This window comes from Kitasatospora sp. NBC_01560 (genome assembly GCF_045208415.1).
Classification (GTDB): Bacteria; Actinomycetota; Actinomycetes; order Streptomycetales; family Streptomycetaceae; genus Kitasatospora.
The window spans coordinates 5044846-5064828 of the sequence record NZ_CP109364.1; the positions used below are offsets into that span (position 1 = coordinate 5044846).

19 protein-coding genes and 1 pseudogene are annotated in these 19983 nt (G+C 75.1%); 12 read left to right on the forward strand and 8 right to left on the reverse strand.

The genetic code is table 11. The features are described 5' to 3' along the window. Positions 1-35: 35 nt before the first annotated feature. The 3 genes from OH807_RS22040 to OH807_RS22050 form a co-directional block, all read right to left on the reverse strand. Positions 36-1157, reverse strand: coding sequence for a nucleotide disphospho-sugar-binding domain-containing protein (locus OH807_RS22040; RefSeq protein ID WP_406201546.1), 1122 nt, complete (start codon positions 1155-1157; stop codon positions 36-38). Between the two features lie 213 nt (positions 1158-1370). Next, positions 1371-2162 (reverse strand): alpha/beta fold hydrolase, encoded by a 792-nt coding sequence (locus tag OH807_RS22045; RefSeq protein WP_406201548.1) that lies wholly within the window; start codon positions 2160-2162, stop codon positions 1371-1373. A gap of 273 nt (positions 2163-2435) precedes the next feature. Then, entirely contained in the window at positions 2436-3038 is a 603-nt protein-coding gene (locus tag OH807_RS22050) for a TetR/AcrR family transcriptional regulator (RefSeq protein ID WP_406201551.1), read from the reverse strand. A gap of 258 nt (positions 3039-3296) precedes the next feature. On the opposite strand from OH807_RS22050, the gene OH807_RS22055 reads away from it, so the two are divergent. Next, entirely contained in the window at positions 3297-3860 is a 564-nt protein-coding gene (locus tag OH807_RS22055; protein ID WP_406201553.1) for a hypothetical protein, read from the forward strand. A 22-nt stretch (positions 3861-3882) separates the two neighbouring features. Here OH807_RS22055 and OH807_RS22060 read toward each other — a convergent pair whose 3' ends face one another. Beyond that, positions 3883-4527: a response regulator gene (locus OH807_RS22060; RefSeq protein ID WP_406201555.1), complete on the reverse strand. Its 645-nt coding sequence runs from the start codon at positions 4525-4527 to the stop codon at positions 3883-3885. Then, positions 4524-5810 carry a sensor histidine kinase gene (locus OH807_RS22065; RefSeq protein WP_406201558.1) on the reverse strand — a complete coding sequence of 429 codons (1287 nt, stop codon included), beginning with the start codon at positions 5808-5810 and terminating at the stop codon, positions 4524-4526. The genes OH807_RS22060 and OH807_RS22065 overlap by 4 nt, the downstream gene beginning before the upstream one ends. Positions 5811-6136: 326 nt before the next feature. Between OH807_RS22065 and OH807_RS22070 the strand changes: the two genes are divergently transcribed. The 8 genes and pseudogenes from OH807_RS22070 (at position 6137) to OH807_RS22105 (ending at position 13061) form a co-directional block, all read left to right on the forward strand. After that, positions 6137-6697: a heme-binding protein gene (locus tag OH807_RS22070; RefSeq protein ID WP_406201560.1), complete on the forward strand. Its 561-nt coding sequence runs from the start codon at positions 6137-6139 to the stop codon at positions 6695-6697. A 107-nt stretch (positions 6698-6804) separates the two neighbouring features. Next, positions 6805-7230, forward strand: a complete 426-nt coding sequence (locus tag OH807_RS22075; protein ID WP_406201563.1) for a PPOX class F420-dependent oxidoreductase — start codon at positions 6805-6807, stop codon at positions 7228-7230. A 44-nt stretch (positions 7231-7274) separates the two neighbouring features. Beyond that, positions 7275-7700 carry a hypothetical protein gene (locus OH807_RS22080; protein WP_406201566.1) on the forward strand — a complete coding sequence of 142 codons (426 nt, stop codon included), beginning with the start codon at positions 7275-7277 and terminating at the stop codon, positions 7698-7700. Between the two features lie 205 nt (positions 7701-7905). After that, positions 7906-8793: pseudogene (locus tag OH807_RS22085) on the forward strand (NAD(P)-dependent oxidoreductase); the annotation flags it as partial. A gap of 160 nt (positions 8794-8953) precedes the next feature. Continuing rightward, positions 8954-9532 carry a GNAT family N-acetyltransferase gene (locus OH807_RS22090; RefSeq protein ID WP_406201569.1) on the forward strand — a complete coding sequence of 193 codons (579 nt, stop codon included), beginning with the start codon at positions 8954-8956 and terminating at the stop codon, positions 9530-9532. A gap of 41 nt (positions 9533-9573) precedes the next feature. Next, on the forward strand, positions 9574-10149 hold the full coding sequence (locus OH807_RS22095) for a flavodoxin family protein (RefSeq protein WP_406201572.1): 576 nt from the start codon (positions 9574-9576) through the stop codon (positions 10147-10149). A gap of 372 nt (positions 10150-10521) precedes the next feature. After that, positions 10522-11709 (forward strand): LPXTG cell wall anchor domain-containing protein, encoded by a 1188-nt coding sequence (locus OH807_RS22100; protein WP_406201574.1) that lies wholly within the window; start codon positions 10522-10524, stop codon positions 11707-11709. A 128-nt stretch (positions 11710-11837) separates the two neighbouring features. After that, complete coding sequence (locus tag OH807_RS22105) at positions 11838-13061, forward strand: hypothetical protein (RefSeq protein ID WP_406201576.1); 1224 nt, start codon at positions 11838-11840, stop codon at positions 13059-13061. A 68-nt stretch (positions 13062-13129) separates the two neighbouring features. On the opposite strand, the gene OH807_RS22110 is transcribed toward OH807_RS22105, so the two are convergent. Then, entirely contained in the window at positions 13130-13870 is a 741-nt protein-coding gene (locus OH807_RS22110; protein WP_406201579.1) for an aquaporin, read from the reverse strand. Positions 13871-14120: 250 nt separating this feature from the next. On the opposite strand from OH807_RS22110, the gene OH807_RS22115 reads away from it, so the two are divergent. Next, positions 14121-14897 (forward strand): MerR family transcriptional regulator, encoded by a 777-nt coding sequence (locus OH807_RS22115; RefSeq protein WP_406201581.1) that lies wholly within the window; start codon positions 14121-14123, stop codon positions 14895-14897. A 60-nt stretch (positions 14898-14957) separates the two neighbouring features. Here OH807_RS22115 and OH807_RS22120 read toward each other — a convergent pair whose 3' ends face one another. Next, positions 14958-15935 carry a helix-turn-helix domain-containing protein gene (locus OH807_RS22120; protein WP_406211115.1) on the reverse strand — a complete coding sequence of 326 codons (978 nt, stop codon included), beginning with the start codon at positions 15933-15935 and terminating at the stop codon, positions 14958-14960. A 309-nt stretch (positions 15936-16244) separates the two neighbouring features. On the opposite strand from OH807_RS22120, the gene OH807_RS22125 reads away from it, so the two are divergent. Both OH807_RS22125 and OH807_RS22130 read left to right on the forward strand, forming a co-directional pair. Next, positions 16245-16940, forward strand: a complete 696-nt coding sequence (locus OH807_RS22125; protein WP_406201584.1) for an RNA polymerase sigma factor — start codon at positions 16245-16247, stop codon at positions 16938-16940. After that, positions 16937-18349: a hypothetical protein gene (locus tag OH807_RS22130; protein WP_406201587.1), complete on the forward strand. Its 1413-nt coding sequence runs from the start codon at positions 16937-16939 to the stop codon at positions 18347-18349. Before OH807_RS22125 ends, OH807_RS22130 begins: the two co-directional genes overlap by 4 nt. 59 nt (positions 18350-18408) lie before the next feature. On the opposite strand, the gene OH807_RS22135 is transcribed toward OH807_RS22130, so the two are convergent. Continuing rightward, positions 18409-19911 (reverse strand): aminopeptidase P family protein, encoded by a 1503-nt coding sequence (locus tag OH807_RS22135; RefSeq protein ID WP_406201590.1) that lies wholly within the window; start codon positions 19909-19911, stop codon positions 18409-18411. Positions 19912-19983 lie beyond the last annotated feature (72 nt).

Here is a 19983-nt window from a genome sequence, read left to right on the forward strand (position 1 = left end):
ATGCCCGCCGACGCACGGGTCGGCATAGCCGCCGGTCAGGCGGTGGCGAGGGCCTCCAGGGCGGGGACGAGGGCGGCGGGCGTGGGGAGGGCGGCGTTCTCGGCCCGGAGGCGGGCGGCGCCCTCGCGCAGCGCCGGGTCGGTGATCAGCCGGGTCAGGAGGGCGGTGTCGACGGCGTCGGAGGCGGAGCTCAGGGCGGCGCCGGAGGCGGTGAGGGCGGCGGCGTTGGCGAAGTGGTCGGCGCCCTGGGGGAGGAAGAGCTGGGGCAGGCCGGCCTGGACGGCGGTGAGCATGGTGCCGGAGCCACCGTGGTGGATCAGTGCGTCGGCGGTGGTGAGCAGTTCGGCGAGCGGTACCCACGGGAGCGGGCGGACTTTGTCCGGGAGGGTGCCGAGCGGCGCGAGGTCGGCGTCGCCGACGGCGAGCAGGAACTCCGCGTCCACCGCGGCGGCGGCCTCGATCAGCCGGACGATGGCGTTGACGCCGTCCATCTCGGTGAGCACGGTGCCCAGGGTGACGGCGACGCGCGGGCGGGCGCCTCGGCGGAGCAGCGCGGCGGGGACGACGCCGCCGCCGTTGTAGGGGACGTAGCGCATCCGCAGGCCGTCCGGGTCGCCGCCGAGGGAGGCCGGGACGAGGTTCACCGCGGTGGCCGGGGCGGGGCCGGCCAGGCCGTGCGCCTCGTAGAGGTCGGCGAAGTGCGGGGCCATCCGGGCGATCATGGCCAGGCCCGAGGTGACGCCGAAGTTCTGGACCACCGAGGGGATCTTGAACTTGGCGGCGACCAGGGAGGCGGCGGCCTGGAAGGAGTCATGGACGATCATGTCGGCGCCCCAGTCGCCGGCCACGGACAGCAGGTCGTCCGCGGTGGAGCGGGAGGCGAGGGCGAAGGCCCGGGCCGCGTTGTCGAGGATCTGATCCTGCGTCAGGTCGGGGGCGACGTAGCGGAGCCTGCCGCCGGAGAACTCCTCGAACACCTCCCGGACGGTGCGGCCGTCGCCGACCTCGACGATCGGGAACCCGGCCGAGCGGACGGTGTCCAGCGGCTTCGAGGCGCCGAAGAGGATCTCGTGCCCGGCGGCCCGCAGGGCCTGGGCGGTCGGGATCATCGGGAAGATGTGGCCGGCCGAGGCCGGGCCGGTGAAGAGTATGCGCACGGGTGACTCCTGACAGTCGATCAGCGGGTGGGTGCGGGTGCTGCGTGCGGGCCCGCTCCTTCCGTGAACTGACGAGCCATCACGTCGTGTTCCCGGGGGGATCGGTTATCGGACGATCTGGTGCGGGCCTTGCCGCCCGGGCGGTTGCGTGCTCCTGGTGCTCGCCCGGCGCCGGCGCCGGGACCGACGCCGGTGCCCGTCGTGCAGTGCCCGTCATGCGGCGGCCGGGGCGACGGTGAGGAAGTCGAGGACGGCCGTGGTGAAGGCCTCGGGCTGCTCGAAGAGCACGACGTGGCCGGTGTCGAACTCGGCGTACTCGCTGTCGGCGATGGCCGCGTGCAGGCGGCGGGCGTTCGCCACCGGGACGGTGGCGTCCTGGGTGCAGCCGATCACCAGGGTCGGGGCCTGGACGCGGGGGAGCAGTGCGGTGATGTCGAGGTCGAGGTCGAGCGCGATGTGCCGCAGGGTGCCGGGGGTCGGGCGCATGAAGGCGGCGTTGGCCTCGACGGCCTCGCGGCCGATCCGGTTGAGGAAGCCGCCGCTGAACGCGGTGAGGGTGGCGTAACGGCCGAAGGTGGCCGGGTCGCCGGCCAGGGCGGCCCAGACGGTCATCATGTTGCGCAGGTACTCGTCCTCCGCGTTGATCCACCCCGCGGCGGCGACCAGCCGGCGGACCTGCTCGGGGCGGCGGGCCGCGGCGGCGGTGGCGACGACCGCGCCGAGGGAGAAGCCGACCAGGTGGACGGGCCCGCGGCCGGCGTCCTCGATGACGGCGTTGACCTGGGCGGCGAGGGTCTCGACGGTCAGCCTGGCGCCGTCGTCCTCGGCGGTCTCGCTGCCGGACAGGTCGGGCAGCAGCACGGTGTAGCGGTCGGTGAAGGACGCCAGCAGGTGGTCCCACATGCCGGAGCCGGGGCCGGTGCCGTGGACGAGGACGAGGGTCTCGGGGCCCTCGCCGACGACGCGGTAGGAGATGCGGGCGGTGTCGACGGTGACGACGGGCATGGGGGGTCCCTCCGGGGCGGTGGTGCGGTGTGCTGACAAGAAAGTAAACTACACGGTGTAGGGCATGGATTCAACTACACCGTGCAGTGCACTTTGAAGGGTGGGGGTGGACATGCTGCGAGGGCCGGCCCCGGGGTGGGGCCGGCCCTCGCAGCAGGCGGGGCGGTGGTGCAGGCCGCCGGTGGGCGGCGGGGAGGCCGGTGGTGCGGGTCGCCGACGGGCGGCGGGGAGGCCGGTGGTGCGGGTCGCCGACGGGCGGCAGGCGGGCCCGGCTCAGCCGTAGAGGCGCACGAACGCCCGGACGCCCGCGGTGACGCCGGCCGTCAGCTCGGCCTCCGGCAGTTCGATCGCACCGAAGAAGGAGGCGTCCGCCGCGCCGCTGAAGGTCAGCAGGGTGAACTGGGCGGCGGCCGTCGCCGCGTCCTCCAGGTGCAGCAGCCCCTGCTCGGCGAGGCGGCCGAAGTGCCCGGCGATGTCGCGCTGGGAGGCGAGCGGGCCGGCGTCCAGCCAGGCGGTCAGGACGTCGCGGGGGATGTTGCCGGCCTCGGCGCGGATCGTCCGGCCGAGCGCGTAGTGGTCACCCGCCGTGAGGACGGCACGGGCGCGGTCGAGGGCGAAGGCGGTGAGGTCGGCCTCCAGGTCGACGATCTTGTGCAGGTGCCGGTCGGCCAGGCCGGCGATGATCTCGGTCAGTTCGCCGGCGGTCTCCAGGGCGACGGAGAGGAACAGCTTCTCCTTGTCGCCGAAGTGGTTGTAGACGGTGCGCTTGGACACCCCGGCCTCGGCGGCGATGGCATCCACGCTGGCCCGGGTGTACCCCTCGCGGCCGAACACCGTGCCGGCCGCACGGGTGATGGCCTGCCGTTTCTCCGGCATCCGGCGCGAGCCGGCGGCCGGGGCGGGCGTTCCGGAGGCTGCTGAGGTCCCTGGGGGCATCGGACGGTCTCTCCCTCACGGTGGATTGCACTACTCGGTGCAGTTTACGCTCGGGGTCCGGGCGGTGCGGCCGACCCGCGCCGGCCGTGGAACTGGGCGGCGCGGCCCGCCGTCCAGGGGAGTGCAGAGGAACGGAAACCCTTCCCGGGCGAACCCCGGGGGAAGACGGAGGGCCCGGTGCAGCCAGGTGGTGCCGAAGTGAACGTCGAGACGCCCGTCGGAGCGTGGCCGTCGGCAGCCGGCGTGCCGCCCGTCCCCTCCCTGCGGGGGCCGGCCGCCCGCACCGACCAGGCCGCGGCGGCCGAGCGCTGCGACCGCCTGCTGCAGGACACCCTGGACGCCGTCCGGCCCGCCCTGGTCTGGCGGCACGGCGCCGCCCGGTCCGGCGCGTGGCTGCCCGTCCCAGGCTCCGGCCCGGACGACGCGGCCGTGCACTGGTACGCCGGCCGCAGCCGGGACATCCTCACCATCGTCTCGGCGGCCCGCCGCGCCGTGCTGCCGGAGCGGATCGAGGCGCACTGGCGGCGCCGCGGCTGGACGGTCACCTCGGTGAACGCCTGCCGCGCACTGCCGGGCCTGGTCGCGGTCACCCCGGACGGCTACCGCCTCGCGCTGGAGTACGGCGAGCTGGGCGAGGCCCGGCTGACGGCGGTCTCGCCCGGGGTGGACCGCTCGGAGGGGTGGGGCGGGGGCGAGGGCTCCGCGCAGCACCGGGCACTGGTCCCGGAGGTGTGCAGCCCGTTCTGGAGCGCCATGGAGTGAGGCGGCGCCCCGGCGACGGGGCTCAGCGCAGCAGCCGGCGCTCCTTGGCCACCGCCACCGCGCCGGACCGGGTGTCGACGCCCAGCTTGTCGTAGATCCGGCCCAGATGGGTCTTCACCGTGGCCTCGCTGATGAACAGGGCCCGGGCGATCTCCCGGTTGCCGAGGCCCTGCGCGAGCTGGGCCAGGATGTCCTGCTCGCGCTCGGTGAGCTGCGGCAGCGGGGCCCGCATCTGGGCCATCACCCGGGACGCCACCGGCGGCGACAGCACCGTCCGGCCGAGCGCCGCCGCGTGCACCGCGGCGAACAGCTCCTCCGGCCGCTCGGCCTTGAGCAGGTAGCCGGTGGCCCCCGCGCCGATCGCCCGGGTGATGTCGGCGTCGGTGTCGTACGTGGTGAGCACCAGGACGTGCGGGGCGCCGGGCACGGCGGTGATCCGGCGGGTGGCCTCCACCCCGTCGATGCCCTCGCCGAGCTGGAGGTCCATCAGCACGACCTGCGGCGCGAGCCGGGCGGCCAGTGCGACGGCCTCCTCGCCGTCGCTCGCCTCGCCGACCACCTCGATGTCCCCGGCACTGGCCAGCAGCGCCAGCAGGCCGGCCCGGACGACGGCGTGGTCGTCGCAGACCAGCAGGCGGACCGGCGGTGTCGCGGAGGTGCTGCTCATCGGTGCTCCAGGGGGATCGCGGCGGAGACGACGGTGCCCTCGCCGGGGGTGCTCTCGACCGTCAGGGTGCCACCGAGCTGGCGCAGCCGGGCCCGCATCGCCGGCAGTCCGTGCCCGCGCCCGCCGTCCGCACCCGGGCCGCCGGGACCGCCGGGACCGCCGGGCGCGTCGGGCGCGTCCGGAGTGTCGGTGCGGAAGCCCCGGCCGTCGTCGGCGATGTCCAGGACGACCTGGTCGCCGAGGTAGGAGAGGGTCAGCACGGCCGCCGAGGCGCCCGCGTGCTCCCGGACGTTGGCCAGCGCGCCCTGGGCGATCCGCAGCAGCGCCGACTGCGCGGCCGCGGGCAGCGGCACCGCGGCGCCGTCCAGCAGGAACCGGACCGGCAGGCCGCTCTCGGCCGACTCCCGCCCGGCCAGCGCGCCCAGCGCCTGGTCGAGGGTGCGGCCGTCGGCGAGCTCCGCCGGCGCGAGGTCGTGGACGAAGCGGCGGGCCTCGGCCAGATTGCGGGCCGCCACCCCGGCGGCGGTGCGGACGTGGGTGCGGGCGGTGGCCGGATCGGCGTCCCAGGTGCGGTCGGCGGCCTGGAGCAGCATCTGCTGGCTGGAGAGGCCCTGGGCCAGGGTGTCGTGGATCTCCATGGCCAGCCGCTCGCGCTCGGCCAGGGTGCCCTCCCGCCGCTCGGTGGCGGCGAGTTCGCGCCGGGTGCGGCGCAGGTCGGCGATCAGCTCGCGCTGCTGCCCGGCCTGCCGCTCCATGTGCAGGAAGACGGCGGTGGCCAGCGCGGCCACCGCGGGCGGCAGCAGGATCAGGTTGGCGTCCGCCGCGCCCGGCAGCCGGACCTCGCCGACCACCACCAGCAGCGTGAGCGCCGCCACCAGCGGGATCGCCGCCCGGGCCGGCAGCGTGCGCAATGCCGTGTAGACCAGCGGGACGGCGCACCAGGCGAAGCTCGGCGCCAGCAGCACCAGGACCACCCAGAGCGCGACCACCAGGGCCAGCGGCCAGAGCCGGCGGTGCTGCCCGGGGGCTGGCGGCCGGCGGTGCGCCAGCCAGGAGCCGGCCGGCTGCGCGACGGCCAGGGCCAGGCCGAGGCCGATCACCCAGGGGATCCGGGGGCTGCCGGGGTGGTGGGAGAGATAGCGGCCGAGCGCGGTGGCGAGCAGCAGCAGGAAGGCGGAGTCGAGCAGGACGACCAGCCGGACGGCGTCCGGATCGGCGGCGGCAGCAGCAGCGTCGGCGGACCGGGCGCCGGGCGCGGGGGTGCCGGGGCGGGGCTGCTCCACGTCGTCGCTCCTCACTGCGCTCGGCGGCCGGGGCTGCCGGTCGCCGTGCCCACCGCTCCCGGGCGCCCGGCACCCGGACCGGTACTGACCTGGGCCGATCCTTCGATGGTGTCCCGTTCGGCCGGGGTGCGCATCAGCCGATCGGCTGACCCGGGCGTCAACCGTCGTGCGCGCGAGCCGTCGCCGGACCGCCGATGTGGCGAGGGGGCCACCGGCCGGAGGATCGGTACCGAAGCCGCCGAGCCCGACCCGGTCCCCCCGGTTCCGGCCGTCGCCCCGGCCGACCCCCGGCCGTCGTACCGACCGATCCGACGAGGAGCAGGACCATGAAGAAGATCTCCGTGCGCACCCGGGTGCTGACCGGCACCGTCGCCGCCGCCGCGCTGGCGGCCGCCACCGTCGGCGCCGTCTCGGCCAGCGCCGACACCTCCGAGACCCCGGCCGCCGCGGCCGCGGTGAAGGCCGACACCCAGAACCGCAACCTCACCCAGACGACCGGCCTGACCATCGAGGCCGCCACCAAGGCCGCCCAGGCCACCCTGGACGCGGCCGGCAAGGCCGGTCAGCACGTCTCGGTCGCGGTGGTGGACCGGGACGGCATCACCCGGGTTCTGCTCAAGGGCGACGGGGCCGGCCCGCAGTCGCCGGAGTCCGCCGAGCGCAAGGCGTTCACGGCCGTCTCGTGGAACGCGCCGACCTCCGAGCTGGCCAAGCGCCTCGCCCAGGCGCCGAACCTGAAGGACATCCCCGGCACGCTGTTCCTGGCCGGCGGCGCCCCCGTCCAGGCCAAGGGCGCGCCGATCGCGGCGATCGGCGTCGCGGGCGCGCCCAGCGGGGACCTGGACGAGCAGTTCGCCCAGGCGGGTGTCGCGGCGCTCGCCAAGTAGCGGCCGCGGCGGCCCGGCGCCGGGGTGGCCCCCACCACCCCGGCGGCTCCGGGCGCTCCCCGCCCAACCCCGGTGCGCGGCCGCACCGGAGCGGTCAGGATGGGGGCATGGCTCACATGACCGAGGCCGAGTGGCGCGCCTTCCTCTCCGCCGGCACCCGCACCGCCAAGATCGCCACCACCCGGGCCGACGGCCGGCCGCACGTCGCGCCGGTCTGGTTCCTGCTGGACGGCGACGAGATCGTCTTCAACACCGGCGCCGACACCGTCAAGGGCCGGACCCTGGCCCGCGACGGCCGGGTCATGCTCTGCGTGGACGACGAACGGCCGCCGTTCGCCCGCGTCCTGGTGCAGGGCACCGCCCGGCTCAGCGACGACCTCCCCGAGGTGCGGGCCTGGGCCACCCGGATCGCCGCCCGGTACATGGGCGAGGACCGCGCCGAGCAGTACGGGGCCCGGAACGGCGTGCCGGGCGAGCTGCTCGTACGGGTGAAGATCGAGAAGGTCGGCGCAGAACAGGGGGTGGCCGACTGAAAAGCCGCGTGCCGCTGTCGGTGGCGCGTGGCAGGCTTCCGGGTATGACGGCGTGGACCCTCAACGACATCGAACGTGCGATCCGCTCCTCCTGGGGTGTCGACACCTGTGCGCCCGAGGACTTGGCCCACTGGCGTCCCGACAATCCCGCCCGCGGCCAGTGCGGGGTGACGGCGATGGTGCTGCACGACCTGCTCGGCGGCGAGCTGATGATGGGCGAGGTGCACGTCGGCGGGGTCCGGACGGACCTGCACTGGTGGAACCGGTTCGCCACCGGCGTCGAGATCGACCTCACCCGCGAGCAGTTCGGCCCCGAGGAGCTGGTCGGCCCCGGCCGTCCGGTCGCCCGCCCGCAGCGCCCGGGCCGGCTCCAGGCCCAGTACGAGCTGCTGCGCCACCGGGTCCTCGCCGAGCTGGAGGCGGGCCCGGCCCCGGCACCCGCACTGGTGCGACGGGCCTGGGTCGCCTGACCGTCCGGCCCGACCTGACAGTCCTGCCCGTCCTGCCCGTCCTGCCCGACTTCCGCGTCGCCTGCTGCCCACCGCTGCCCACCGCCCGCCGGCGCCCGCCGGGCCCTGACGTACAGTCGGATGCGACGGATCGTGGCCGGACGGCCGGCCGAGGGGCCGCCCGACGGCCCGCCGGCGGGGGCCCGCCGGCCGACGACGGGAGAGTGCGATGGCCGGGACGACGGTCGGCTTCGTGGGGCTCGGTGCGATGGGGCAGGGCATGGCCGCCAGCCTCTTGCGGGCCGGCCACCGGGTGCGGGTCTGGAACCGTTCGCCCGGGCCGGTCGCCGCGCTGGTGGCCCAGGGTGCCGAGGCCGCCGGCAGCCCGGCCGAGGCCTTCGCCGCCGAGGCGGTGGTCTCGATGCTCCCCAACGACGAGACGGTCGAGCGGCTGCTGCTCGACCCGGCCCTGCTGGCCGGGGCGACGGCCACGCTGCACGTCAACGCGGCCACCGTCTCGGTGGAGCTCGCCGAGCGCGCCGAGGCACTGCACGCCGAACACGGCATCGGCTATGTCGCCGCGCCGGTGCTCGGCCGGCCCCCGGTGGCGGCGGCCGGTGAACTGAACATCCTGGCCGCCGGGAGCGCCGAGGCACTCGCCGCCGCGGAGCCGCTGTTCGCCGCGATGGGCCGCCGCACCTGGTACTTCGGCGATCGCCCGCGGCAGGCCAACACCGCCAAGATCAGCGCCAACTTCCTGCTGGCCTGCGCCATCGAGTCGATGGCCGAGGCCTGCAGCCTGGCCGAGGCCAACGGGGTGCGGCCGACCGACCTGATCGAGATGCTCACCGGCACGCTCTTCCCCGGGCCGGTCTACTCGGGGTACGGCGCGATGGTCGCCGAGCGCCGGTACGAGCCGGCCGGCTTCCGGCTCCCGCTGGGCCTGAAGGACGTCGGCCTCGCCCTCAGTGCCGGCGCCGCGGCCCACGTGCCGCTGCCCTTCGGCAGCGTGCTGCGGGACGCTTTCCTGGACGCACTGGCACACGGGGACGGTGAGAAGGACTGGGCGGCCGTCGCGGCCGTCGCCCGCCGCCGGGCCGGTCTGCCGGAGTGACCACCTCCGCAACGCCACTCGTCGCCGTCCGACGGTCCGTCCGTCCTGCCGTTCGCCCCGCCGTCCGACGATCCGTTCGCCCCGCCGTCCGACGGTCCGTCCGGTGGGGCCCGGGCGGGCCCCGGTGCCCGGCGCCGGACGGCCTGCCCGGGGTCGCGCGGTGACGCCCGCGGCCGGCGCCCGCCCCGGTGAACCCCGGTCGGTCCGCACCGACCGGCTGGAGCTGCGCGCGGTCTGCACCGGCGATCTCGGCGCACTGTTCCGGATCAACTCCGACCCGCGGGCGTGGGAGCACTTCCCCGAGGGCCGCCACCGGGACGAGGGGACCACCCGGGCCTGGATCGAGCGGGCCGTCAGCCGCTGGGAGTCGGACGGGTTGAGCTACTGGACGGCCCGGCTGGCCGCCGACGGCACGGTGGTCGGCGTCGGTGGCGTCCAGCTCCAGGCGGCCACCGGTTTCTGGAACCTCTACTACCGGTTGGATCCGGCGCACCGGGGCCGCGGCTACGCCACCGAGCTGGCCCGGGCCGCCGCCACCGCCGCCCGGCGGCACACGCCGGACGTGCCGCTGGTGGCCTGGATCCACCCCCACAATGCGGGCTCCCGCAGCGTCGCGCTCCGGCTCGGCCTGGTCGACCGGGGCCTGCGCCGCGATCCGACGCTGGGCGCCCTGATGCACCTCTATACGGACCGGCCGGTTCCGCCCGGGCCCTCCGGGCCGCCGCCGGCCGGGTCGTAGACTCGAACTCTTTGTCGAGTCGACAGCACCTGGGGGTCCCGATGTCCGAGCAGCACTCCGGTTCCGCGGAGCCGCGCAGTTTCCTCTTCCTCAACGCCAGTTCGAGGGTGGGCGGCAACTCCGAGCAGCTCGCCGAGCGGGCTGCCCGGGCGAGCCTGCCGGCCGGCGCCGAGCAGCGCTGGCTGCGGCTGAGCGAGTACCCGCTGCCGCCCTTCGAGGACCGCCGGCACACCGAGGAGGGCTTCGGCGAGCCGGCCGGGCACGAGCGCACCCTGCTGGACGCCACGCTGGCCGCGACCGACCTGGTCTTCGTCGCGCCGGTGTACTGGTACTCGCTGCCGACCAGCGCCAAGCTCTACATCGACCACTGGTCGGCCTGGCTGCGGGTGCCCGGGGCGGACTTCCGCGACCGGATGGCCGGCGGGACGATCTGGGCGGTCACCGCGCTCGCCACCGAGCCGGACAAGGCCGATCCGCTGATCGGCACCCTGCGGCTCTGCGCCGACTACCTGGGCATGCGCTGGGGAGGCGCGCTGCTCGGCAACGGCACCCGCCCCGGCGACGTGCTGAAGGACGAGCAGGCGCTGGCTGCCGCCGAGTCCTTCTTCGCCGGCTGACGTTCCCCGGAGCGCCCAAGGCCGCAGGCTGCCCGCTGCCCGCCGTCCGCCGTCCCTGCGCGCCCCCGGAGCGCTGTGAGCATCAGGGGGCGCGCAGGGGGCGTGCGGGGCCCGCGGACCGGACGTGTACCGGTCACGCAGGGCGATTCGGCGGTCGGCGCAAAAGCCCTACCCGGTGACGGAGTTGGGCCAATCGGACAGGCGCCGGCGGGAGTGATGCACGAAGCGTGGTACCCGCCTTCCGGGGTAGCCCGGTCCCCGGGTAGTCTCCGTCGGACTTTCAGCTTCGCGGGCGGAGGGCTGCTCGGACAGCCCCGCCCCGTCGCGCCCCCCGGGCCGTACCCGGACTCTCTCGTGAGGTCTTCCTTGTCCATGACCATCCGTCGCAGTCTTGCCTTCGCCGGTGCCGCCGCGATCGCCTCCTCCCTGGTGCTGACGGGCGCCCAGGGTGCCATGGCCGCCGGCACCACCGGCTCCCCGTCCGCGGCCGCGCCGCAGGCGGACAAGGCGTCGAACCAGAGCCTCGGTCTGTCCGTGCACGGCGTGCCGGACACCTTCATAGCGGGTGGCGACGCCCGCGAGTTCAGCTTCAAGATCGACAACTCGACCAAGCACGACTTCGTCCTCATCCCGCTGCTCAAGTTCAAGAACCGCGAGGGCAGCCTGGAGGCCGGTGACCTCAAGGTCGAGTACCAGCTCCCCGGCGGTCAGTGGCTGCCCGGCTCGGTCGCCCCCGGCGGCGGTGACTCCGACGACGACGCGGTGCTGACGCTGCTCGGCGCCGTCACCCCGGACGGCAACGTCGGTGACGACGCCCTGCAGGTCGTCAACCAGGGCAAGAACCTCGACATCAAGGTGCGGGTCTCCTTCACCAAGGACGCCCCGCTCGGCAAGGCCGGCGTGGTGCCGGTGGTGTTCTCCGCGCAGCTCGACGACAAGACCCACGAGCCGGTCGGCGAGGGCCACTTCAGCTGCGACGGCATCCGCGGCGCGGGCTTCACCATCAAGGCCGGCGGCGGCAAGCCGAGCCCCACCGCCACCCCCAGCACGGCGAAGCCGACCACCGGCAAGCCGACCCCGACGACCAGCCACTCGCCGAGCGGCTCCACCTCGCCGACCGCGACCACCACCGCGTCGCCGACGGGTACCCCGACCGCCACCGGCACCGCGTCGCCGACCGCGACCGCGACGGCCACCGCGACCACCACCGCGTCGCCGACCGCCACCCCGACGGCCACCGGCTCCGCGTCGCCGACCGCGACCACCTCGCCGAGCGCGTCCGCCACCAGCTCCGCCCCGGCCCCGGCCGTGAGCACCAGCAACGGCGCCCAGCTGCCGATCGACTTCCCGGTGGCGGTCCCGACCGTGCCCGCGCCGAAGCTGACCCCGGCCGCCGTCACCAAGGCCAAGACCGCCGCCGACAACGCGGACAAGGCGCTGGCCCAGACCGGTGGCGGTGACAACACCACCGCCATCGCGATCGCCGGCGGTGCCGTCCTCGCGGCCGGTGCCGGCACCCTCGTGGTGCTCCGCCGCCGCAAGGGCGCCCAGCAGGGCTGATCCCGGCCCACGCCCGCCGCGCCCCTCGGGAGTCCGTTTCGCCGGACTCCCGAGGGGCGCGTCCGCTTTCCCCCGGTCAACTAGGATGACCGGCCGGAGGGGGGCGGAACGGCGCGGAGAGGTACAGGGTGCGGGGAGCACGTTCGGCGCGGGTCAGGACCGACTACGAGGCCGCCACCGGGCGGATCGCGGGCCTGCCGCTCCGCAGACACCACGTCCTGCTGGTCGCCTGGACGGTGCTCTGGTTCCTGCTGGTGGAGCCCAGCGGCGGCTTCTCCTGGCACTACCTGCGCCAGGGCGAGGAGCTGCTCTTCAGCGACCACGTCGACGGCGGGCTCTCGCTCTACGCGCACCACCCCGAGCTGCAGATCGGCCCGGTCAGCCTGGCGGCGGCCCGGCTCTTCGACCCGTTCCCCGCCCACACCGGCCAGGTGCTGGCCGAGGCGGCGATGTCGGGCCTGGGCCTGGTGATGCTCGTGCTGGTCGGGCGCACCGCGGCCTGGTACTACCTCGGCACCGGCACCAACCACCGCCGGCTCCAGCAGCGGCTGCTGGTCGCCGGGCTGGCGTTCATCCCGATGTGGGTGGAGGTCTCGGTCCGCTTCGCGCACCTGGACGACGTCCTGGCGCTCTTCTTCACCACCCTGGCCGCGCACGCGCTCAGCCGCGGCAAGCCCGTCCAGGTCGCCCTCTGGCTGGCGATGGCCGTGGACTCCAAGCCGTGGGCCCTGGCCTTCGCCCCGCTGATCCTCGCGCTGCCCCGGCCGGCCTGGCTGCGCACCGCGCTCTGGTTCGCCGGGCTGGTGGCGGTGGCCTGGCTGCCCTTCTACCTGGGCAACCTGGACACGGTGGCCGCCGCCCGGTTCACCATCCCCAACCAGCCCGCCTCCGCGCTGCGCTGGTTCGGGGTGACCGACCCGGCCACCCCGTGGTGGGACCGCCCCACCCAGTTCGCGCTCGGCCTGGGGCTGGGCAGCATCGCCGTCTGGCGCGGCCGCTGGCCGGCCGTCGTCCTGCTGGGGGCGGACGCCCGGATCCTGCTCGACCCCAGCGTCTACACCTACTACACCGCCTCGATCCTGCTCGGCACCCTGCTCTGGGACGCCGTCGGGCAGAAGCGGCTGGTGCCGTGGTGGAGCTGGATCGCCCTGGCCGCGCTGTACGGGGGCACCCTGCTGATCCCGTCGGACTCGGCACGCGGCCTGGTCCGGCTCGCCTTCGTGGTCGTCTCGGCCGGCTACGTGCTGCTCTGGCCCACCCGGCCGGCCCGCCGGCCGCGGGCCGGGGGCGGTGCGCCGGGCGGCCGGCGGGGACGGCGGCGGGAGCGGACGCTGGTGGGCGCGGCGTCGTAACGCGGCGCCGGCCCGCGGTGTCGTAGCCCGACGGCGCGGGCCGGCGGTCGCCCTGTCGGCCGCCCGGCTCAGCCCGCGACGAGGTCGCGCGCGTCGTCCGGCACCGCGGCGGGCCGCCCCGGCCGGAACCGGCCGAACAGCACCGCGGCCAGCGCCACACCGGCCGCCGCCCCGGCCAGCTGGGCGAGCACGAAGCCGGGCACCGAGCCGGGCGCGATCCCCGTGTAGCTGTCGGTCAGCGCCCGCCCGAGGGTGACGGCCGGGTTGGCGAAGCCGCCCGAGGAGGTGGCCCAGCAGGCCGCGGCCACCCAGAGGCCGACCGCCGCCGGCACCAGCCGGCCGCGTCCGCTGCCGGACAGCCCGGCCACCACCAGCAGCAGCGTCCCGGTGGCCACCGCCTCGCCGATCCAGAGGGTGAGGCCGTCCCGCCCCTGCCCGGAGGGCTCGGCGAACGGCCGCCCGAACATCACGTTGGCCAGGCCCGTCCCGGCCACCGCACCGGCGGTCTGCGCGGCGGCGTACCCGGCGAGCTCCCGCAGCGTCGGCCCGCTGCCGTCGCGCCGGCCGGCCCACCAGGCGCCCGCCGTCACCAGCGGGTTGAAGTGTCCGCCGGAGACCGGGCCGAGCAGTTCTATCAGCACCACCAGGGCGAGGGCCGAGGCGCCGACGTTGGCGAGGAACCGGACGCCGCCGTCCGGGCTGAGCGCGGCGGCCCGGATGCCCGAGCCGACCACCACGGCGGCGAGCGCCGTCGTCCCGACCGCCTCCGCGGCCAGCCGTCGTACCAGGGGCGCAGGGGTGCTCGTCATGGCGCCATGGTGCTGGCCGTCACCCCGGCCCGGCAATAGTCGGCTTCGTCCAAGCGGGGGCCCGTCCGGGGGCCCGCGCTCGGAGACTCGCACGGGGCCGACCACTCCCGGGGCGCACGGGGCCCGCGACACTGGACGCGAACCCCACGACTCGACGTCACGACCTGACCCCACGAATCGACCCCACCGACTTGACCCTCACGCAACGGGAGGCAGGAGGGTCGTGGTCAGCGAGAAGGGAGAGACCCGGATGAGCGGAAGCTACTCGGTCGGTGAGGTGGCGAAGGTCGCCAAGGTCACCGTCCGCACCCTGCACCACTACGACGAGATCGGACTGCTCTGCCCGCAGGGCCGTACCCCGGCCGGCTACCGCCGGTACCGGGACGCCGATCTCAACCGGCTGCAGCGGATCCTGTTCTACCGCGAACTCGGGTTCCCCCTGGAAGAGATCGCGGCCATCCTGGACGACCACTCGGTCACCCCGGGCGAGCACCTGCGGCGCCAGCACCGGTTGCTGACCGACCGCATCGCCCACCTCCAGGAGCTGGCCGCGGCCGTCGAACACGCCATGGAGGCAGAGAAGATGGGTATCCAGCTGACCCCGGAGGAGAAGTTCGAGGTCTTCGGCGAGTCCTACCGGGAGGAGTGGGAGGGCGAGGCCGAGCAGCGCTGGGGCGACACCGAGGCCTGGGCGCAGTCCCAGCGCCGCACCGGCGGCTACGACAAGGCCGACTGGCAGCGGATCAAGGCCGAGGCGGACGCGCTCAACGCCCGCCTGGTCGCGGCCTTCACCGCCGGCGAGCCCGCCGACGGTGGTCCGGCCATGGACCTCGCGGAGGTCCACCGGCAGCACATCTGCGGCAACTTCTACGACTGCACCTTCGAGATCCACCGGGGCCTGGCCGCGCTGTACCTCGCGGACCAGCGCTTCGCCGACGTCTACGAGCAGCTCGCGCCGGGCCTGGCCCGGTGGCTGCACGACGCCATGCTGGCCAACGCGGCCTTCCGCACCGGCGAGCCGGTGTAGCCCGGGGCCGCGGCCGCCGCGCCGACGGGGCCCCGCATCCCCCGAGCCCCGGCGGGCGGGTCAGGCCACCCCGCGGCCGAAGCTGCGGCGGTAGGCGGTGGGGGAGGTCCGCATCACCCGCCCGAAGTGGTGGCGGAAGGTCGCGGCGCTCTCGAACCCGACCGCGGTGGCGATCTCCTCCACCGAGCCGTCGGGGGATTCGAGCAGCGGCAGGCTGGCCGCGATGCGCTGGGTGACGACCCAGCGCATCGGGCTGGTCCCGTTGCGGGCGGTGAAGTGCCGCAGGTAGGAGCGGTCGGACATCCGGGCGGCGCGGGCCAGCAGGGGCACGGTCAGCGGAGCGCCGAGATGGTCCAGCGCCCACTGCATGGACCGCGCGACACCGTCGTCCTCCTCCTCGACCGGCCGGACGGCGGCCTCGATGAACTGGGCCTGCCCGCCGTCCCGGTGCGGGGGCACCACGAAGCGCCGGGCCACGTTGTTGGCCACCTTGGCGCCGTGGTCCCGGCGGACGAGGTGGAGGCAGAGGTCGATCCCGGCGGCGCTGCCCGCGCTGGTCAGCACGGAGCCGGTGTCCACGTAGAGCACGTCCGGGTTGACCCGCACGGACGGGTGGCGCTGCTGGAGCAGCTCGGCGTACCGCCAGTGCGTGGTGGCCTCCCGGCCGTCCAGCAGCCCGGCGGCGGCCAGTGCGAAGGCGCCCGAGCAGATCGAGACGATCCGGGCGCCGCGTTCGTGCGCCGTGCGCAGCGCGGCGACCAGGCCGGGGGAGACCTCGCCGCTGAAGGCGTTCGGCACCCCGGGGATCACCACGGTGTCGGCGGCGGCCAGGTCGTCGAGGCCGTGGTGGGCGGTCAGCGAGAAGCCGCCGACGGCGTGCAGGGCGGTGTCCGGCCGGTCCGCGCAGACCTTCAGCCCGTACCAGGGGGCGGCCAGCAGCCCGCTCAACTCCGGCCGGGCCAGCCCGAACACCTCGACCACCACGCCGAGTTCGAACGGCGTCATGCCGTCGAAGGCGTACACCGCGACATCGTGCACCGGCTCCGGCCGCGGCCCGATCACGACGGCCACCGGCCCGTTGCTCCGCTCGTCGGACGTCTGCTGCTCGGCCATCGGGACCTCTCGCTCGGGGTGGCGCGACGGCGGCGAGTGTAGCCGTTCCCGCCAACCCGGAATTCCCCGAAAGTCGCCTGCAACCTCCGCCGCCCCCGCACGTCCATCCATACGGGGGGCGGACATCGCCGGCAGGCACGGTACTGCCAGGATTCCCGCCGATCACGATCTTGATCATGTGTCATGACGGTCCGGTCCACACCGGATGCCGTCCCGGGGGAAAGCAGAGCGCGGATGTCCATGGCCATCGGGCCGGTTGCGGGACGCGGGAGGAGCGGGGGCCTCCTGCGCTCCGGGCTGGTCAAGCTGCTCTTCGGCGTGCAGGAGGCGGGCGGGGCGGCCGCCCCCCGGAGCGTTCCGGCGGGTTCCGACCAGGAGGCGGCGCAGCGCCGGTCCGGCTTCCGGCTGCTGCGCGGGGGGCGCAAGCAGGACGCCGGGGAGGAACGGCCCACCCTGACCGACCTCTACCACGCGCACCGGCTCGGCCTGGTGCGGATGGCGGTCCTGCTGGTCGACCACCAGGACCTCGCCGAGGACGTCGTCCAGGAGGCCTTCACCCAGCTCTACCAGCGGCACGGGGAGCAGCTGGAGGACTTGGACAACGCCCTCGGGTACCTGCGCACCTCCGTGGTCAACGGCGCCCGGTCGATGCTGCGCCGCCGCAGGACCGCCCGCGAGTACGTTCCCCCGCACGAGGCCGACGCGCCGTCGGCCGAGGACCACGCGGTGCTCAACGACGAGCACCGGCGCGTCCTGGTGGCGCTGCAGGAGCTGACCTCCCGCCAGCGCGAGGTGCTGGTACTGCGCTACTGGTCGGACATGTCCGAAGCGCAGATAGCCGAGACCCTGGGGCTCTCCCGGGGCGCCGTGAAGTCCACCGCCAGCCGGGCCTTGGACGCCTTGGAAAAGCATCTGGAGAAGGTTCGATGACCGACAAGCTTCCCCGCCCGGCGGGCGGTGACGGTGACGGGCCGGACGAAACCCCGATGGAACGCCTGCTCCGGGAGGCGATGAACGCCCGCGCCACGCAGATCACCGCCCACGACCTGCGCCCGGCGGAGCCGCCGAGCCGCCGGCTCCGACGGCTGAAGCCGGTCTACCTGACCGCCGTGCCGCTGTTCGGCCTGGCCGCCGCGATGGCGTTCGGCGTCCTGGGCTTCCACGGGGACCCGGTCGCCGACCGGGACCGGACGCCGCCCCCCGCCGCGACCGCCACGGAGGGGCCGAGCCCCGCCGTGAGCCCGACCGCGGAGCCCGTCCCCACCCCGACGGAGTCGACCGCGTCGCCCGGGCCGGCGACCACCACGATCACCCCCGCGGGCGACGACGCGGACGGCCCGGGCACCGGCCCCACCCCGCAGGGCGGTCCGTCCAGCAGCAGCGGTGCGCCGTCGCAGGGCCCGGCGACGCCGTACACGTTCCGCGGCGTGAAGCTGAAGATCCCGGCGGGGTGGCGGGTCGCACCCGACGCCGACAGCTACGGCCTCTGCATCCTCAGCCCGGGCGCGCCGCAGAACGCGACCTCCCGCGACTGCCAGCCGTACGGGGCGCAGGTGCACGTGTCCGACGTGGACGCGGAGTACTGGCCGTCGCTGTCCTTCATGGATTCGGCCGGCGGCTGGGGTACGCAGCCCTACTGCGCGGCCTGGGGCAATCCGCACGTCCCCGACGCCACCGAACTGCTGAAGGGCGTCGGCCCGGTGAAGACCACCGCCACCGTGGGCGGTCTCCTCGCCCGGAAGTCGCAGTGGCAGGTGACCTGCAACGCGAAGGACTCCTTCACGGCCCAGATGTGGGCCCTGCCCAAGGAGCAGGTGTACGTCTCGGCGATCGGGCTCAAGGCGGACTACCAGGCCGGCCTGCTGTCGCTCGTGAACAGCCTGGACGTCAGTGGCCACCCGGCGCCGTTCTCGGGTGACGTGACGGTCTCGGCCACCGGGCTCGCCCCGGGCCAGGCGGTGCCGAACGACGGGAGCCCGGTGGAGTTCTCGGTGACGTTCAAGAACACCGGCAGGACGGCCTACCCGGGCGGCAAGGTTCTCTTCTACCCCGGGATGTACACGTCCGACGAGCGCTTCCCCAGGGGCACCGTGGAGCGCCTGGACGGAGCGGACTGGACTCCGGTGGACTTCGGGTCGCCGTCCGACCTGGAGAAGGTCCCGGTGCTGCCCCTGGCAGCGGGCCAGAGCGTGACGGTGAAGTACCGGCTGAAGCTGACCGCGGGGGAGAAGCCGGGCACCTTCCCGCTGACCGTCCGGTACGGCCTGCCGGTGCCGAGCACGCCGGGCACCGCCGTCCCCGGCGAGGTCGTCGTCCCGTTGAAGGTCACCGCCAAGTAGCACGCCGCGGGCCCGGCACCCCTCCACCGAGGGGGCCGGGCCCGGGGTCGCGCGTCCGGTCAGGCGAGCGAGGCCATCCACGCCTCGACGTCGTCGGCCTGGCGGGGCAGGCCGGCCGAGAGGTTCTCGTTGCCGTCGGCGGTGACGAGGATGTCGTCCTCGATCCGGATCCCGATGCCGCGGTACTCCTCCGGCACGGTCAGGTCGTCCTGCTGGAAGTACAGGCCGGGCTCGACGGTGAGCACCATGCCGGGCACCAGCAGCGCGTCGACGTGCTCCTCGGTGCGGGAGTGGGCGCAGTCGTGGACGTCCAGGCCGAGCATGTGGCCGGTGCCGTGCAGGGTCCAGCGGCGCTGGAGGCCCAGCTCCAGGACCTTCTCGACGTCGTACACCGAGGCGTCCAGCAGGCCCCAGGCGAGCAGGCGCTCGGCGAGCACGCGCTGCGAGGCGTCGTGGAAGTCGCGGAACCGGGCACCGGGCTTCACCGCCGCGATGCCGGCCTCCTGGGCGTCGTACACGGCGTCGTAGATCTTGCGCTGGAGCGCGTCGAACCGGCCGTCGATCGGCAGCGTGCGGGTGACGTCGGCGGTGTAGAGGGTGTGCGTCTCCACGCCGGCGTCCAGCAGCAGCAGCTCGCCGGGGCGGACGTCGCCGTCGTTGCGGACCCAGTGCAGGGTGGTGGCGTGCGGGCCGGCGGCGCAGATCGAGCCGTAGCCGACGTCGTTGCCCTCGACCCGGGCGCGGCGCCAGAAGGTGCCCTCGATCCACCGCTCGGAGGTGGCGACGGCCTGGCCCAGCTCGCGGACCACGTCGGTGAAGCCGTTGACGGTGGCGGTGCAGGCCGCGCGCAGCTCGCCGACCTCCCACTCGTCCTTGACCAGCCGCAGGCCGCTCAGGAACTCGCGGAGCTCGGCGTCCCGGCCGGCGTCCAGCACGTCGGCGAGCGCGGCCTCCAGGCCGGCGTCGTAGCCGCGCACGATCCGGGTCGGGGCGGTGCCGGCCTGCGCCCGCCCGGCCAGCTCGTCGGCGGCCTTGCGGACGTCGCGGACCGGCAGGCCGAGCAGCTGCTCCTGCTCGGTGAGGCTGTGCCGGCGGCCGACCCAGAGCTCGCCGTAGCCGTCCAGCCAGAACTCGCCGTTCTCCCGGTCGGACCGGGGCAGCAGGTACAGGCCGAACGCGTGACCGGCCTCGCCGGTGGGCTCGCCGACGAGCACCGCGTCCTCGGTCTGGTCCCCGGTGAGGTGGACGTACTCGCTGGCGGCCCGGAAGTTGTAGTCCGTGTCGTTGGCCCGCACCCGCAGGTTGCCGGCCGGCACGACCAGCCGCTCGCCGGGGAAGGCGGCCGAGAGCCGGGCGCGGCGCTCGGCGGCGTACGGGGCCTGGGCGACCGGGGTGAGGCCGTGCAGTTCGGTGTCGGCCCAGCCGGTCTTCATCGAGGCGGCCAGTTCGTCGGAGACCTCGGAGTACAGGCCGTTCTTGCGGCCCTTGAACTCCTGGGGCTGCTCCTCGCCGCCGGCGGCCTCGGGGTTCTCAGCCACTGCCGGGGTGCGGTCGTCGGTCACGTACGTCGCCTCCTTGCGCGTCGTACGGCCGCCCCGTCGGGGTGCCCCCGGCGACGGGCCGGGGGAGCGTCG

Bases quoted from the DNA above. Each gene is read 5' to 3' on its own strand.
- OH807_RS22045 (WP_406201548.1), bottom strand. From the start codon at position 2,162: ATGCCCGTCGTCACCGTCGACACCGCCCGCATCTCCTACCGCGTCGTC.
- OH807_RS22050 (WP_406201551.1), bottom strand. From the start codon at position 3,038: ATGCCGGAGAAACGGCAGGCCATCACCCGTGCGGCCGGCACGGTGTTC.
- OH807_RS22060 (WP_406201555.1), bottom strand. From the start codon at position 4,527: ATGAGCAGCACCTCCGCGACACCGCCGGTCCGCCTGCTGGTCTGCGAC.
- OH807_RS22070 (WP_406201560.1), top strand. From the start codon at position 6,137: ATGAAGAAGATCTCCGTGCGCACCCGGGTGCTGACCGGCACCGTCGCC.
- OH807_RS22075 (WP_406201563.1), top strand. From the start codon at position 6,805: ATGGCTCACATGACCGAGGCCGAGTGGCGCGCCTTCCTCTCCGCCGGC.
- OH807_RS22080 (WP_406201566.1), top strand. From the start codon at position 7,275: ATGACGGCGTGGACCCTCAACGACATCGAACGTGCGATCCGCTCCTCC.
- OH807_RS22095 (WP_406201572.1), top strand. From the start codon at position 9,574: ATGTCCGAGCAGCACTCCGGTTCCGCGGAGCCGCGCAGTTTCCTCTTC.
- OH807_RS22100 (WP_406201574.1), top strand. From the start codon at position 10,522: ATGACCATCCGTCGCAGTCTTGCCTTCGCCGGTGCCGCCGCGATCGCC.
- OH807_RS22110 (WP_406201579.1), bottom strand. From the start codon at position 13,870: ATGACGAGCACCCCTGCGCCCCTGGTACGACGGCTGGCCGCGGAGGCG.
- OH807_RS22115 (WP_406201581.1), top strand. From the start codon at position 14,121: ATGAGCGGAAGCTACTCGGTCGGTGAGGTGGCGAAGGTCGCCAAGGTC.
- OH807_RS22125 (WP_406201584.1), top strand. From the start codon at position 16,245: ATGTCCATGGCCATCGGGCCGGTTGCGGGACGCGGGAGGAGCGGGGGC.
- OH807_RS22130 (WP_406201587.1), top strand. From the start codon at position 16,937: ATGACCGACAAGCTTCCCCGCCCGGCGGGCGGTGACGGTGACGGGCCG.